Annotated in this window: 16 protein-coding genes; 6 read left to right on the forward strand and 10 right to left on the reverse strand. The window is 66.5% G+C overall.

The window, feature by feature from the left end:
- Nucleotides 1-12 precede the first annotated feature (12 nt).
- Nucleotides 13-231 carry a hypothetical protein gene (locus MTBLM5_RS14460; protein ID WP_173976785.1) on the forward strand — a complete coding sequence of 73 codons (219 nt, stop codon included), beginning with the start codon at nucleotides 13-15 and terminating at the stop codon, nucleotides 229-231.
- Between the two features lie 7 nt (nucleotides 232-238).
- Here the strand turns inward: MTBLM5_RS14460 and MTBLM5_RS14465 are convergent, their stop codons facing one another.
- Nucleotides 239-667 carry a BLUF domain-containing protein gene (locus MTBLM5_RS14465; protein ID WP_173976786.1) on the reverse strand — a complete coding sequence of 143 codons (429 nt, stop codon included), beginning with the start codon at nucleotides 665-667 and terminating at the stop codon, nucleotides 239-241.
- Between the two features lie 73 nt (nucleotides 668-740).
- Complete coding sequence (locus MTBLM5_RS14470) at nucleotides 741-1,709, reverse strand: polysaccharide deacetylase family protein (protein WP_254431061.1); 969 nt, start codon at nucleotides 1,707-1,709, stop codon at nucleotides 741-743.
- A gap of 121 nt (nucleotides 1,710-1,830) precedes the next feature.
- Here MTBLM5_RS14470 and MTBLM5_RS14475 point away from each other — a divergent pair, with 121 nt between their 5' ends.
- The gene (locus tag MTBLM5_RS14475; protein WP_173976788.1) at nucleotides 1,831-2,421 is read left to right on the forward strand and encodes a malonic semialdehyde reductase; all 591 of its coding nucleotides are present in this window, start codon (nucleotides 1,831-1,833) and stop codon (nucleotides 2,419-2,421) included.
- Between the two features lie 140 nt (nucleotides 2,422-2,561).
- Here the strand turns inward: MTBLM5_RS14475 and MTBLM5_RS14480 are convergent, their stop codons facing one another.
- Genes MTBLM5_RS14480 through MTBLM5_RS14510 form a run of 7 tightly spaced genes read right to left on the reverse strand, consistent with a single transcriptional unit; the run spans nucleotide 2,562 to nucleotide 8,683 of the window.
- The gene (locus tag MTBLM5_RS14480) at nucleotides 2,562-3,461 is read right to left on the reverse strand and encodes a ParB/RepB/Spo0J family partition protein (protein ID WP_068498978.1); all 900 of its coding nucleotides are present in this window, start codon (nucleotides 3,459-3,461) and stop codon (nucleotides 2,562-2,564) included.
- A gap of 5 nt (nucleotides 3,462-3,466) precedes the next feature.
- A complete protein-coding gene (locus MTBLM5_RS14485; RefSeq protein WP_173976789.1) occupies nucleotides 3,467-4,273 on the reverse strand; it encodes a ParA family protein in 807 nt (268 codons plus the stop codon).
- The gene (gene rsmG / locus MTBLM5_RS14490) at nucleotides 4,254-4,865 is read right to left on the reverse strand and encodes a 16S rRNA (guanine(527)-N(7))-methyltransferase RsmG (RefSeq protein ID WP_173976859.1); all 612 of its coding nucleotides are present in this window, start codon (nucleotides 4,863-4,865) and stop codon (nucleotides 4,254-4,256) included. Before rsmG ends, MTBLM5_RS14485 begins: the two co-directional genes overlap by 20 nt.
- Before the next feature lie 40 nt (nucleotides 4,866-4,905).
- Nucleotides 4,906-6,774: a tRNA uridine-5-carboxymethylaminomethyl(34) synthesis enzyme MnmG gene (mnmG, locus tag MTBLM5_RS14495; RefSeq protein WP_254431062.1), complete on the reverse strand. Its 1,869-nt coding sequence runs from the start codon at nucleotides 6,772-6,774 to the stop codon at nucleotides 4,906-4,908.
- Nucleotides 6,775-6,783: 9 nt separating this feature from the next.
- Nucleotides 6,784-8,094 carry a tRNA uridine-5-carboxymethylaminomethyl(34) synthesis GTPase MnmE gene (gene mnmE, locus MTBLM5_RS14500; RefSeq protein WP_173976790.1) on the reverse strand — a complete coding sequence of 437 codons (1,311 nt, stop codon included), beginning with the start codon at nucleotides 8,092-8,094 and terminating at the stop codon, nucleotides 6,784-6,786.
- Entirely contained in the window at nucleotides 8,091-8,435 is a 345-nt protein-coding gene (locus MTBLM5_RS14505) for a ferredoxin (protein ID WP_173976791.1), read from the reverse strand. The genes mnmE and MTBLM5_RS14505 overlap by 4 nt, the downstream gene beginning before the upstream one ends.
- Nucleotides 8,432-8,683, reverse strand: a complete 252-nt coding sequence (locus MTBLM5_RS14510) for a DUF6489 family protein (protein ID WP_173976792.1) — start codon at nucleotides 8,681-8,683, stop codon at nucleotides 8,432-8,434. The genes MTBLM5_RS14505 and MTBLM5_RS14510 overlap by 4 nt, the downstream gene beginning before the upstream one ends.
- Before the next feature lie 96 nt (nucleotides 8,684-8,779).
- Here MTBLM5_RS14510 and MTBLM5_RS14515 point away from each other — a divergent pair, with 96 nt between their 5' ends.
- From MTBLM5_RS14515 to MTBLM5_RS14530, 4 genes are read left to right on the forward strand one after another with little or no spacing between them, the layout of a single operon-like run.
- Nucleotides 8,780-10,783 carry a thioredoxin domain-containing protein gene (locus MTBLM5_RS14515; protein ID WP_173976793.1) on the forward strand — a complete coding sequence of 668 codons (2,004 nt, stop codon included), beginning with the start codon at nucleotides 8,780-8,782 and terminating at the stop codon, nucleotides 10,781-10,783.
- 8 nt (nucleotides 10,784-10,791) lie between these two features.
- Nucleotides 10,792-11,247, forward strand: coding sequence for a methylated-DNA--[protein]-cysteine S-methyltransferase (locus MTBLM5_RS14520; RefSeq protein ID WP_173976794.1), 456 nt, complete (start codon nucleotides 10,792-10,794; stop codon nucleotides 11,245-11,247).
- Nucleotides 11,244-12,218 (forward strand): quinone oxidoreductase, encoded by a 975-nt coding sequence (locus MTBLM5_RS14525; protein ID WP_173976795.1) that lies wholly within the window; start codon nucleotides 11,244-11,246, stop codon nucleotides 12,216-12,218. Before MTBLM5_RS14520 ends, MTBLM5_RS14525 begins: the two co-directional genes overlap by 4 nt.
- A gap of 56 nt (nucleotides 12,219-12,274) precedes the next feature.
- A complete protein-coding gene (locus tag MTBLM5_RS14530) occupies nucleotides 12,275-12,799 on the forward strand; it encodes a hypothetical protein (protein ID WP_173976796.1) in 525 nt (174 codons plus the stop codon).
- Nucleotides 12,800-12,876: 77 nt separating this feature from the next.
- On the opposite strand, the gene rho is transcribed toward MTBLM5_RS14530, so the two are convergent.
- Nucleotides 12,877-14,133: a transcription termination factor Rho gene (gene rho / locus MTBLM5_RS14535; protein WP_068501438.1), complete on the reverse strand. Its 1,257-nt coding sequence runs from the start codon at nucleotides 14,131-14,133 to the stop codon at nucleotides 12,877-12,879.
- Nucleotides 14,134-14,204: the final 71 nt, after the last annotated feature.

The raw sequence follows: 14,204 nt of genomic DNA on the forward strand, positions 1-14,204 counted from the left end.
AGGATAATGACAATGGCTGAGATCATGATGTTGCCGGTGGCCCCCTATGAAGTGAACGGCCGCAATATCTTCGACACCGGGATTTCCACCGTCGGGCGCGGCGGCCACGACTATTTCTGCGCCCATTGCGGTCGCCAGATGGTCCACAACATGGATCTTTCGAAGATCGAAGCCGAGATGCTTTATAAGTGCAGCTGTGGCGGCCTGAACGTCCCGCCGCCGGTCGAATAAGCCGGGTTCAGCGCGGCCGGTTGTCGGCGATGCGGTGAAAGTTGGAGACCAGGCTTTGCAACTGGCGTTTCAGGACGCCGGTGACATGGTCGGACACCGCGTCATGCAGCCGTCGACACAAATCCTGGTCCTTGGGCGGCATCAGGGTCGGATCGGCCAGGGCCATGGCCCAATCGGGGAAATGCCGCTCGGCGATCTGGTCGTTGATCAGCACGAACATGTTGCGATGACGGGGGTCGTCCTTGATCACCGCCAGGGTTTCGGCCACCTGGGCCTCGGGCCCTTCCAAATATTGCAGGAACATCCCTTCGTGATACATCAATACGCCGGTGATGCCGCGTTTGGGATTGTTGGCCACCGACACCCGCAGAATCTTGGCCAAATCCTCGGGCGAGAGGTCCATGGTGGCGTGGCTGATATAAAGGGTTCCGATCATAGCGCCATCATAACTCGCGCCAGGGGATCGGTAAAGGGTAATTCGGTATTCTAATGCCGATTTAGGCTTCGCCCTATGGCACCGTGAATTGCCAGCCGAACCAGCGCCAGCGGCCATCCAGAGACGGCGCCGTGCAGTTCAGGCGGCCCCGGCCTTGCGGGATCGGCTTGCTCATGCGCACCTCGATGCGCTCGCCCAGGCGTTCGGTCGCGGCGCGGCCATCATGCGAGGTGTAGCAGGCCAGATGGTCGAGACCGGGCACGTCGCCTTCGAGGGTGAAGCCGAACGGGGGCGGGTTGACCGTCAGCTTGGGGTCGGCCGGGCTGACATCGACGGCCGGAAGCGGCAGCGAGCGGGCGGCCAGGCGAAAGCGGTCCGGCTCGCCATAGGTCTCGTTCAGCGGAAAGCGCGGCAGGAACCAGCGGTCGGCCTTGGCCCACAGCGGTCCGGAATGCTGGCCGAAAGCGGCCTTGAAGCCGGCCTGGCGGATGACGGCCGCCGCCTCCAGGCTCATCTCGCCATAGGGCCAGGCGAACAGATCCGGCGCCTTCCCCAGTTCGGTTACGAAACGAGCCTTGGATCGCGCCAAATCCTCGGCAACGCTGGCGGCTGACAGCGCCGGCAGATGGGGATGGCCGGCGCCTTGGCTGCCGATGGTGACCAGGCCCGAGGCCACCATCTCGCGCAGGCGGTCCCACCCCATGTAATCGGTGCCGCCACGATCGGTTTCGTCGGTGACGACGAACACCGTGAACGGCAGACCGGCCTCCTGCAGGCGGGGCCAGGCATGTTCCCAGACGGTGTACCAGGCGTCGTCGATGGTCAGCGCCACCGCCTTGTCGGGCAGCGGCCGGCCATTGGTCAGGGCATCGACGATGTCGGGCAGCGGCAGCACCCGGTAGCCGCCGTTCTTCAGCTCGGCGATATGCGCTTCCAGCTGATCCAGCCGGGTGTTGGCGTTGGGGAATCGACTGTCGCCGAAGCGGTGGTAGGTGAAGACCACCGCCGAATCCGCAGCCCCGGCCGCGCTTGTCGCAACCATTAGCAGCGCCGCCAGCGCCCATGTCAAAGCCCGAACCCGCATCACCCTCTACCCTCGACCCGCCCCTGCCCCTACATTGAAAGGCGACCGACACTTCCCTTTGTACGACAGGAGCTTGCCGATGACTACCCCGGCCGACACCGACCTGCTGAACCAGATGTTCCTGAACGGCCGAACCCACAATCGCTGGCGGGACCAGGCGGTCACCGACGACCAGCTTCGGCGCGCCTGGGATCTGGCGCGGATGGGGCCGACCTCGGCCAATTGCCAGCCGCTCAGGGTGGTGTTCGTCCGATCGGCGGCCGCCAAGGAAAAGCTGCGCCCGGCCTTGGCGCCCGGCAACCTGGAAAAGACCATGGCCGCCCCGGTCACCGCCATCCTGGCCCAGGACATGGCCTTCCACGACAAGCTGCCGGCCCTGTTCCCCCACGCCGACGCCAGATCGTGGTTCGCAGGCAACGATGCCCTGATCCAGGCCACCGCCTTTCGCAACGCCACGCTTCAAGCCGGATATTTCATCCTGGCGCTGCGCGCGGTCGGGCTTGATTGCGGGCCGATGAGCGGCTTCGACAATGCCCGGATCGATGCCGCCTTCCTGGCCGGCACGACTTGGCGGTCGAATTTCCTGCTCAATATCGGCCATGGCGACCCGGCCGGCCTGTATCCGCGTGGGCCGCGGCTGGATTTCGCCGAGGCCTGCCGGGTCGAATGAACCCCAATCCGAACGACCTTTCGGATTTGGTGGTTCTTATGTTCGCCCCTCGCCGGGCGCGAACCTCCGGTTCGCTTGGCCGCGCCCGCAATGGGCGCCGCATCCCAAATCCGAACATCCCTTCGGATTTGGGATGATCCCTATTTCTCGCCCGACAGCCGCGACAGAATGTCGTCAAGCTGTTCCAGGCTGCCATATTCGACGGTCAGTTCGCCGCCCTTGCCCTGCGGGGTGATGCGCACCCGGCAGCCCAGCATCTCGGTCAGGTCGCGTTCCAGGGCGGCGGTGTCGGCATCCTTGGCCGAGGCCTTGGACGGCCGCCCGCCGGCCGATTTCGGCTTGGCGCCCGCCCCGGCCAGCTTCTCGGTCTGGCGGACGTTGAGGGCGCGATCGACCACCTGGCGGGCCAGGCCGGCCGGATCGGCCGAGGTCAGCAGGGCGCGGGCGTGGCCGGCGGTGATGCGGCCCTCTTCCAGCAGGGTCTTGACGCTGTCCGGCAGGGCCAGCAGACGCATCATGTTGGCGACATGGCTGCGCGACTTGCCGACCGCCTTGGCCAGCTCTTCCTGGGTGTGGTTGAACTCGTCGACCAGGCGGCGATAGCCGTCGGCCTCTTCCAGCGCGGTCAGGTCCTGGCGCTGCAGGTTCTCGACTAGGGCGACCTCCAGGGCCTCCTTGTCGGTGAACTCGCGGATGATCACCGGGACTTCGTGCAATTGCGCCCGCTGCGCCGCCCGCCAGCGGCGCTCGCCGGCGATGATCTCGTAGGCGCCCTGGTAGGGCCGCACCAGGATCGGCTGCAGCACGCCCTTCGAGCGCACCGATTCCACCAGGTCGGCGATGGCCGCCTCGTCGAATTGCCGGCGCGGCTGGAACTTGCCGGGCTTCAGCTCGCCGATCGGCAGGGTGCGCAGACCGGCAGGCTTGGCGGTCCCGGCCAGGGCCTGGCCGTCCAGAACGGCCGCCGCCGCCGCCACCGCCGAATCGCCCAACAGCGCGGACAGACCGCGGCCCAGATTGCGTCGCTTTTCCTCAGCCACGTTCCTTACGCCCCCTTCGTCGCGCGCCGCTCGCGCTTCAGCATTTCCGCGGCGAGATGGATATAAGCTTCCGAACCGGCGCATTTGTGATCGTAGATCAGCACCGGCTTGCCGTGGCTCGGCGCCTCGGAAATGCGCACGTTGCGCGGGATCACCGTGTCATAGACCTTGTCACCGAAGAATGCGCGCACGTCGGCCGCCACCTGTTCGGTCAGGTTGTTGCGCTTGTCGAACATGGTCAGCACGATGCCCTGCAATTCCAGGCCGGGATTGAAGCCCTGGCGGATCGCCTCGATGGTCTTGACCAGGTGCGAGATGCCTTCCAGGGCGAAGAACTCGCACTGCAGCGGCACCAGCACCGCGTGGGCCGCCACCAGGGCGTTCAGGGTCAACAGGTTCAGGGATGGCGGGCAATCGATCAGCACGTAATCCCAGCCGGCCACCGCCGGCTTCAAGGCCTCGGCCAGCCGGACCTCGCGCCGGGCCATTTCCACCAGCTCGATCTCGGCACCCGACAGATCGACGCCCGACGGCACCACCGACAGGCCGGGAATCTCGGTCTCGCGCACCGCCTCGGCCAGTTTCGCCTCGCCGATCAGGACGTGATAGGAATTGATCGCCCGATCGGCCCGGTCAACGCCCAGGCCGGTGCTGGCATTGCCCTGGGGGTCCAGGTCGATCATCAGCACCTTCTTGCGGGTCGCCACCATGGCGGTCGCCAGGTTGATGGCGGTGGTGGTCTTGCCGACCCCGCCCTTCTGGTTGGCGATGGCGATAATGCGGGCGGCGTTGCTAACGCTCTGCTCGACCACGGCGGACCTCTCTCAAGTGAAGGATGGAGCTGGCCGGATCGGTCAGGGAAGTGACCCGGTCGAGCGAGAATATCCATTCTTTGGCCGCCTGGGTCAATTCGTCTTCCGCCGCCCGGCCCTTCAGGAACAGACATTCGCCGCCCGGCCCCAGATGCGGCTCGGCCCAGGACAGCAGTTTTTCCAACGGTGCCAGGGCTCTGGCGGTCACCAGATCGGCCGCCAACGGGGCCACCTGCTCGATGCGGGCATTGTGGATGGTCAGCTTGGTGGCGGTGACCCGGGCGGCCTCGCGCAGGAAGGCGCATTTGCGCCCGTCGCTTTCGATCAGATGGACGTCGGGCACCCCCAGGATGGCCAGGACCAGGCCGGGAAAGCCGGCGCCCGACCCCATGTCGACAAGTCTGTGGACGGATTGGGGAACAAGCGGGAAAAGCTGGGCGGAATCCAGGAAATGCCGCTGCCACAGGCTGGGGATGGTTTCCGGCCCGACCAGATTGATCCGCGCCTGCCATTTGACCAGCAGATCGGCATAGGTCTGCAGCCGCTCGCCGGTTTCACGTGAAACAGCGATGTCGGCCAGACACTGTTCCATTCCATAGGGGGTCTGTTTCACGTGAAACACCAAATGCTGTTCATGCCGCCCCTCGCCGTTTCACATGCCCGAGCAGGGCCGAAATCGCCGCCGGGGTGACCCCGGGAATGCGGGCCGCCGCCGCCAGACTGGCCGGCCGGGCCGCCGCCAATTTCTGCCGCACCTCGTTGGACAGCGAGCCGACCTGGGCATAATCCAGATCGGCCGGCAGTTCCAGCCCCTCGTCGCGGCGATAGGCACGGATGTCGGCCTCCTGCCGATCCAGATAGCCACGATACTTGCCCTCGATCTCCAATTGCTCGGCACTGGCCGGGTCGATGGCGGCCAGCTCGGGCCACAGGGCCGCCAGCCGGGCCAGCGTCATGTCGGGATAGCCCAACAGGTCCCAGGCCGAGCGCGCCACCCCGTCCTGATTGACGGCGAAACCGGCCCGGGCCAGCACGGTCGGGCTGGCTGACAATTGGTCCAGCATCGCACGCCCCGCCGTCAACCCGGCCAGACGGCGGGCGAAGGCCTGGCGACGTTCGGGTCCGACGCAGCCCATGGCCTCGCCGATGGGGGTCAGACGCAGATCGGCATTGTCCGAGCGCAGCAGCAGCCGATATTCGGCGCGCGAGGTGAACATGCGGTACGGCTCGCTGGTGCCCAGCCGCACCAGATCGTCGATCATCACCCCGATATAGGCGTCGGCACGGTCAAGGATCAAAGGCGCCGATCTGGCCACCCGACGGGCGGCGTTGAGGCCGGCGACCAGGCCTTGCGCGCCGGCTTCCTCGTAGCCGGTGGTGCCGTTGATCTGGCCGGCGAGGAAAAGGCCCGGCACCGTGCGCACCGCCAGCGAGCGATCCAGGGCGCGCGGATCGACGAAATCATACTCGATGGCATAGCCCGGCCGCAGGATGGTCACCCGCTCGAGTCCGGCCATGGTGCGGATCATGGCGTCCTGCACCTCGGCCGGCAGCGAGGTCGAGATGCCGTTGGGATAGACGGTCGGATCGTCCAGCCCCTCGGGCTCGAGGAAGATCTGGTGGCGATCCTTGTCGGCGAAGCGGACGATCTTGTCCTCGATCGACGGGCAATAGCGCGGGCCGACCGATTGGATACGACCGGAATACATCGCCGAGCGATGCAGGTTGGCAATGATCACCCCGTGGGTGGCGGCGTTGGTATAGGTGATGCCGCAGCGGACCTGCGGCTGGGTGATGGATGCCGTCAGGGTCGAGAACGGCACCGGCGGATCGTCACCGGCCTGCATGTCCAACCCGGCCCAATCGATAGTGCGACCGTCCAGCCGGGCCGGGGTGCCGGTCTTCAGCCGGGCCAGCGGCAGGCCCAGACGCTTCAAGGCCCGCGACAATCCGTAATTGGGGGCGTCGCCGACCCGGCCGGCCGGCCAGCTCCGCTCGCCGCAATGAATCAGGCCGGACAGGAAGGTGCCGGTGGTCACCACCACCGCTGCCGCCGCGATGGTGCGGCCATCGGCCAGCACCAGGCCGGTCACCGCGCCATCGGTCACCACAAGATCGTCGGCCGCCCCTTGCACCAGCCGCAAATTCTCCTGGCCCTCGAGCAAGGACCGCATGGCCCGGCGGTACAGCTTGCGGTCGGCCTGGGCGCGCGGCCCCTGCACCGCCGGCCCTTTCGAGCGATTGAGGATACGGAACTGGATGCCGCCTTGGTCGATGGCCCGGCCCATCAAGCCGTCCAACGCGTCGATCTCGCGCACCAGCTGGCCCTTGGCCAGGCCCCCGATGGCCGGGTTGCAGCTCATCTCGCCCAGGGTGTCCAGGCGCTGGGTCAGCAAGATGGTGTCGGCGCCGGTGCGGGCCGCGGCGGCTGCCGCCTCGCACCCGGCATGACCCCCGCCGATCACCACCACGTCGGCCGTCAGCTGCGCATCTCGTTTCACGTGAAACACCTATTTGCCGATACAGAACTCGCCAAACACCACATCCAGCACGTCCTCGACATCGACCCGGCCGCTGATCCGTCCGATGGCCCCAGCCGCCGCCCGTATCTCCTCGGCGGCCAGTTCCAGCCCCAGTCCCGGGTCGAAGCGACCAAGCGCGACCAAGGCCTCGGTCGCCGCCGCCCGGTGGCGGGCCCGGGTCAGGGCCGGCGCCTGGGTGAGGGCGAAGCGGGACGCCACCTCGCCGGTCAACCGTTCCAGCAACTCGTCCAGACCGGCGCCGGTGCGGGCCGATAGCATGATCGGGGCGGCGCCGTCGATGGAAAAAGCATCGCTGCCCGGCTGATCGGCCTTGTTGGCCACCACCACCGAATCCCCGCCCAGCAGGGCCAGGGTGGCGGCATCGGCCGGACAGCCCGCATCAAATACCAGCAATTTCAGGTCGGCCGCCTCGGCCTTGACCAAAGCGCGGCGGATACCCTCGGCCTCGATCTCCTCGGCGGCCTCGCGCAGTCCGGCGGTATCGGCCAGCACCACCGGCCAGCCCTGCAAGTCCAGATGTACCTCGATGACGTCGCGGGTGGTGCCGGCGGTGGCCGAGACGATGGCCACCTCGCGCCCGGCGATGCGGTTCAGCAGACTGGACTTGCCGGCATTGGGGGCACCCAGGATGGCGACATGGATGCCGTCGCGCAGCCGCTCGTGCCGCACGCCTTCGGCCAGATGGCCACGCAGCTCGGCCGCCAGCCGGGCCACCAGCTGGGCCGCCTGGTCGGTCACGCCGTCGGGCAGATCCTCGTCGGAAAAATCGATGCAGGCCTCCAGCAGGGCCAGGGCACGGATCAGATCGGCCCGCCAGCCCTCGGCCAGCCGGTCCAGCCCGCCATCCAATTGCAGCAGGGCCTGGCGCCGCTGCGCCGCCGTCTCGGCATCGACCAGATCGGCGATGGCCTCGGCCCGGGTCAGGTCCAGCTTGCCGTTCAGGAAGGCGCGCTTGGAAAACTCGCCCGGTTCGGCCGGGCGCAGACCCAACCCCACCAGCGCATGGGCCAGGGCGGCGGCGACGGCGCGACCGCCATGCAGGTGCAGCTCGCAGACATCCTCGCCGGTAAAGCTGGCCGGCCCGGGAAACCACAGGGCCAGGCCGTCATCGATCACCTCGCCCTCATGGGTGGGCCGCACCCGAACCGCCATGCGGGCCGGCGGCAATGATCCGGTCAGGCTGACCAAGGCCGGCCCGGCCAGCGGCCCGGACAGGCGAAACACCGCGACGCCTCCCCGTCCCGGTGCGCTGGCCAGGGCAAAAATAGTCTGGGTCATTTGCCCTGGTCGGGCGTCAGCATCAGCCGCTCGACCCGACCGCCGCCGACCAGGTGGGTCTCAAGGATCTCGTCGATGTCGGCGTGGGTCTTGAAGCCGTACCAGATGCCGTCGGGATAGACCACCAGCACCGGCCCCAACCCGCAGCGATCCAGGCAGCCGGCGGAATTGATCCGCACGTCCTTCAGGCCGGCTTCCTTGGCCTTGGCCTTCAGATAGTCGCGCAAGGATTCCGAGCCGTGACCGGCGCAGCTGCCGCGCGGCGTACCGTCGGGCCGGCGATTGGTGCAGACGAAGACGTGCAGGCTGAAATAGGGGGCGGGATCGGTGGGGCGGCTCACTCTTTCTTCCCCCCGCGGCCGGCATTGGCGAACTGCGCCCAGAACATCTTCTGCAGCTGCTCCATGCCCTGCACGCCTGCCGGCAGCCAGGTCTTCAGCATCACTTCCGGCTCCATGGCGTGCAGGCTGGCGGTCATCCGCTCCTGGATCTGAGCCATCAGGGCGTCCTGCATCGGGCGGACGTCGGGCAGGCCCAGGAAGGTCCGCGCCTCTTCCGGCGTGCAGTCGATATCGACGGTGATCTTCATCTTGCCATCCCTTACGGCTTGCCAAACGGGCGTCGCATACCAAACTAAGCCTTCACACCCGCCTTCGCAACGCCACACCGAACCCGGATATCGTCCATGACCAACCGCCTTGCCGGCGAGACCAGCCCCTATCTGCTGCAGCACCAGGACAATCCGGTGGATTGGTGGCCGTGGGGCCCCGAGGCCCTGGCCGAAGCCAAGGCGCAGGGAAAGCCGATCCTGTTGTCCATCGGCTATGCCGCCTGCCATTGGTGCCATGTCATGGCCCATGAAAGCTTCGAGGACCCGGCCATCGCCGAACAGGTCAACCGGGACTTCATCGCCATCAAGATCGACCGCGAGGAACGGCCCGATCTCGATTCCATCTATCAGCAGGCGCTGGGGCTGATGGGCCAACATGGCGGCTGGCCGCTGACCATGTTCTGCACTCCCGCGGCCGAGCCCTTTTGGGGCGGCACCTATTTCCCGCCCTCGCCCCGTTGGGGCCGGCCCAGCTTCCCCGAGGTGCTGGGTGCGGTGTCGCGGTCGTGGGAACTGACCCAGGAAAGGGTGTTCGAGAACGTCGCCGCCCTGAAGGCCGGCCTGGCCCGCGCCGCCCACTCGCCGGGTCCGGGTGCGCTGAGTTTGGATCTGCTGGACCGGTCGGCCCGGGCCATCTTGCGCATGGTCGATACCGAACATGGCGGCATCGGCGGCGCGCCCAAGTTTCCCCAACCCGGCCTGTTCGACTTCCTGTGGCGCTCGGCCCGGCGCACCGGCGATAGCGCCATGAAAAACGCCGTGCTGCTGACCCTGGACCGCATCTGCCAGGGCGGCATCTACGATCATCTGGGCGGCGGCTTCATGCGCTATTCCACCGACGACATCTGGCTGGTGCCCCATTTCGAGAAGATGCTGTACGACAACGCGCAACTGGTGTCGCTGCTGACCCTGCTGTGGCAGGAGACCGGCGACCCGCTGTGGCGCGACCGGGTCGCCGAGACCATCGGCTGGCTGCAAAGCGAGATGCTGGCCGAGGGCGATGCCTTCGCCGCCACCTTGGATGCCGATTCCGAGGGTCATGAAGGCCGCTTCTATGTCTGGCAGGCGGCCGAGATCGATTCCCTGCTGGATGCCGAGACCAATCGCTGGTTCCGCCAGGCCTATGGCATCACCCAGCGTGGCAATTGGGAAGGAGCGACCATCCTCAACCGCTCCGGCCCGCAGCCCGAAGGGGCCGAGGATTTGCTGGCCCGGGCCCGGCCGATCCTGAAGGCCGCCCGCGACCAGCGGGTCCGGCCCGGCCGCGACGACAAGGTGCTGGCCGACTGGAACGGACTGATGATCGCGGCCCTGGCCGAGGCGGCCTTCGTCTTCGACCAGCCTGGCTGGCTGGATGCGGCCCGGCGCGCCTTCGAGACGGTGCGCACCCGCATGGCCCTGCCCGGCGATCGCCTGGCCCATTCGCTTCGCCTGGACCGGTTGTCCGATGTCGGCCTGCTCGATGACCTGGCGGCGATGGGGCTGGCGGCCTTGGCCCTTTACCAGACCACCGGCGAGAGCCCCTATCTGCGCCAGGCCGCCGCTTGGGCCGACGCCGCGCAGACCCATCATTGGGACCAAAGCGGCGGCGGCTTCTTCCAGACCGCCACGGATGCCCGCGACCTGTTGGTCCGACCCAAGCCGGTCCATGATTCGGCGGTGCCGTCGGCCAACGGATTGATGGCCCAATTGCTGGCCAAATTGTGGCTGGCCACCGGCGAGACCCGCTGGCGTGACCGCGCCGATGCCACCATCGCCGCCTTCTCAGGCCTCGACATCGACCATTACCCCAACATCACCGCCCTGCTGACCGCCTTCGACCTGCTGGCCGATTCGGTCCAGGTGGTGATCACCGCAGGCGTCGGCGCCCACGCGCTGGAACGCGCCGTCGCCGCGATCGCCCTGCCCAATCGGATCCTGCTGCGGACCGGCGGCACCGATCCCCTGCCCGATCATCACCCGGCCTTCGGCAAAATGCCCATCGACGGCCGGTCCGCCGCCTATGTCTGCCGGGGCTCGACCTGTTCCGCCCCGATCACCGATCCCGCCGCCTTGCGCGCAGCCCTTGCTTCACGTTAGGCTGAATTATGACCCAGATCACCACCAACAGCCCGGTCGGCCCGCTGACCATCTTCGCCGATGACGGCGCCATCGTCGCCGTCGAATGGGGCTGGCCGCCCGAAACCGACGAAGCCCCCGGCGCCCTTTTGGAAGAGGCCCGCGCCCAGATCGAGGCCTATTTCGACGGCAGGTTGACCCGGTTCGATCTGCCGCTGGCGCCGTTCGGCACCGCTTTCCAGAAGAAAGTGTGGGCGGCCATCGCCGCCATTCCCTTCGGCCGGGCGCGGACCTATGGCGACATGGCCCGCGAATTGGGCACGGCGGCGCGCGCCCTGGGCGGCGCCTGCGGCCGCAACCCCATCCCGATCCTGATCCCCTGCCACCGGGTGCTGGGTGGCAATGGCGGCCTGGGCGGCTATTCCGGCATGGACGGGATCGATACCAAACGGTTCCTGCTGCGACATGAAGGGGTGCTGGTATGAGCAAGGCGATCCGCATCCACCAGACCGGTGGACCCGAAGCGTTGGTGTTCGAGGATGTGACGGTGCCCGCCCCGGCCGCCGGCGAGGTCTTGCTGCGCCAAGGCGCCGTCGGGGTCAATTACATCGACGTCTATCATCGCACCGGACTTTATCCGGCGCCGCTTCCCTGCGCGCTGGGCCTGGAAGGCGCCGGCACCGTCGAAGCCATCGGCGACGGCGTGACCGACTTCCGGCCCGGTGACCGCGTCGCCTATGCCAACCCGCCGATCGGCGCCTATGCCGAGCGCCGGGTGATCCCCGCCCACCGCCTGGTCAAACTGCCGGACTCGATTTCCGAGACCCAGGCGGCCGGCATGATGCTGAAGGGCATGACCGCCCAATATCTGCTGCGCCGGACATACCGGGTGCAAAAGGGCGACACCATCCTGGTCCATGCCGCCGCCGGGGGCGTCGGCCTGTTGCTGTGCCAATGGGCCCATCATCTGGGCGCCACCGTGATCGGCACCGTCGGCAGCCCGGAAAAGGCCGAACTGGCCAAGGCCCATGGCTGCCACCATCCCATCCTTTACCGCGACGCCGATTTCGTCGCCGCCGTGCGCGAGATCACGCAAGGAATTGGCGTGCAGGTGGTCTATGATTCGGTGGGAATCGACACCTTCGAACGCTCGCTCGACTGCATCAAGCCGTTAGGCATGATGGTCAGCTTCGGCCAAAACTCGGGCAAGGTGCCCCCCTTCGATACCGGCATCCTGGCGGCCAAGGGCTCGCTGTTCCTGACCCGGCCGACCCTGATGACCTATACCGCCGCCCGCGCCGATCTGGTTTCCATGGCGACCGAATTGTTCGACGTCGTGCAATCCGGTGCGGTCAAGGTCGAGATCAGCCGAACCTATCCCTTGGCCGAGGCGGCACAAGCCCACCGCGACCTGGAAGCCCGCCGTACAACGGGGTCTCTGGTTCTTCTGCCCTGAAGGGCCTATAATCGCTCGGATGTGTGTGCGTAACGGCTCGCGTCCGGGGACCAGGCATGACCAAGTCTAAGCGGAATTTTCTGGTGTGGTCGGTGACCGTCAGCTGCATCGCCTGGATGGCGGTGGTCGGCTGGTTGCTGTTCGTCATGATGCCGGCATCGGTGGAACATCACAGCTCGGCGGCGGTCAAGGACCGCATGGCGACCCAGTGTCAGGGCAGCTTCCGGGATCGCTATGAATGCAAGGAAGCGATCATCGTCGAATCCGGCCGCGACACTTTCTGGACCATGGCCGGCCGGTTCCTGGCGGTGGTGGTGCCGCCACTGCTGTTGAGCGCCTGGCTGTCCTCCTATCTGAAGCGCAATCCGGTCCGCATGCATGTCCGCCACCTGGACGAGGGCGGCGATTGGAAGTCGCGGGCACAGATGCACACCAAGGCTCCGACTCCGCCGCCCGGCCATGCTGGCGGCTTCGAACCCGAAGAAGAGATGCCGCAAAGGCCCTTCAGCCTGGACGATATCGCCCCGGTCGATGATTGGAAGACCCGGGCGCAAAACAAGACCCGGCACCCGCCGAAATAAAAAAGGCCCCTCGAAACCGAGGGGCCTTTTTCTTGTCTGAAAAAACAATCTTACGAGTTCATCGCGTCGAAGACGTGTTACGAATTCATCGCGTCGAAGAAGTCCGAGTTGTTCTTGGACTGCTTCAGCTTGTCGACCAGGAACTCCATGGCGTCGATCACGCCCATCGGCATCAGGATGCGGCGCAGCACCCACATCTTCGACAGCACGCCCTTGTCGACCAGCAGCTCTTCCTTGCGGGTGCCCGACTTGGTGATGTCGATGGCCGGGAAGGTGCGCTTGTCCGACAGCTTGCGGTCCAGGATGATTTCCGAATTGCCGGTGCCCTTGAACTCTTCGAAGATCACTTCGTCCATGCGGCTGCCGGTATCGATCAGGGCGGTGGCGATGATCGACAGCGAGCCGCCTTCCTCGATATTGCGCGCGGCACCGAAGAAGCGCTTGGGCCGCTGCAGGGCGTTGGCGTCGACGCCGCCGGTCAGCACCTTGCCCGAGCTGGGGACCACGGTGTTGTAGGCGCGCGCCAGGCGGGTGATGGAATCCAGCAAGATCACCACGTCGCGCTTGTGCTCGACCAGGCGCTTGGCCTTTTCCAGCACCATCTCGGTAACCTGGACGTGACGGGAGGCCGGCTCGTCGAAGGTCGAGCTGATCACCTCGCCCTTGACCGAACGGGCCATGTCGGTGACTTCCTCGGGCCGCTCGTCGATCAGCAGGACGATCAGATAGACCTCGGGGTGGTTGGCCGAGATGGCGTGGGCGATGTTTTGCAGCATCACCGTCTTGCCGGTCCGGGGCGGCGCCACGATCAGCGCGCGCTGGCCCTTGCCGATCGGAGCGACCAGATCGATGACCCGGGTGGTCAGGTTCTTCTTGGTCGGATCGTCCAGTTCCAGGCTCAGCTTCTCGTCGGGATAAAGTGGAGTGAGGTTGTCGAAATTGATGCGATGCCGCACGTTTTCCGGCGGCTCGAAATTGATGGCGTTGACCTTCAGCAGGGCGAAATAACGCTCGCCATCCTTGGGCGAGCGGATCTGGCCCTCGACGGTGTCGCCGGTGCGCAGGCCGAAACGGCGGACCTGGCTGGGGCTGACATAGATGTCGTCGGGACCGGGAAGGTAGTTCGCCTCGGGGCTGCGCAGGAAGCCGAAGCCGTCTTGCAGGATTTCCAGCACGCCGTCGCCATAGATCGGCTGATCATTGTCGGCCAGCTGCTTCAGGATCGCGAACATCATGTCCTGCTTGCGCAGCGTGCTGGCGTTTTCGATCTGCAGCTCCTCGGCGAAAGCCAGAAGCTCGGCGGGCGTCTTTTTCTTCAGTTCCTGCAGGTGCATGGGGGGGTTCCATTGGGAATATCCGTCGATCCGCTGCCAAGGGGCGGGACCACGGGTTGGCCCGTGGCGGA

It is taken from the genome of Magnetospirillum sp. LM-5 (assembly GCF_902729445.1).
GTDB lineage: Bacteria > Pseudomonadota > Alphaproteobacteria > Rhodospirillales > Magnetospirillaceae > Magnetospirillum.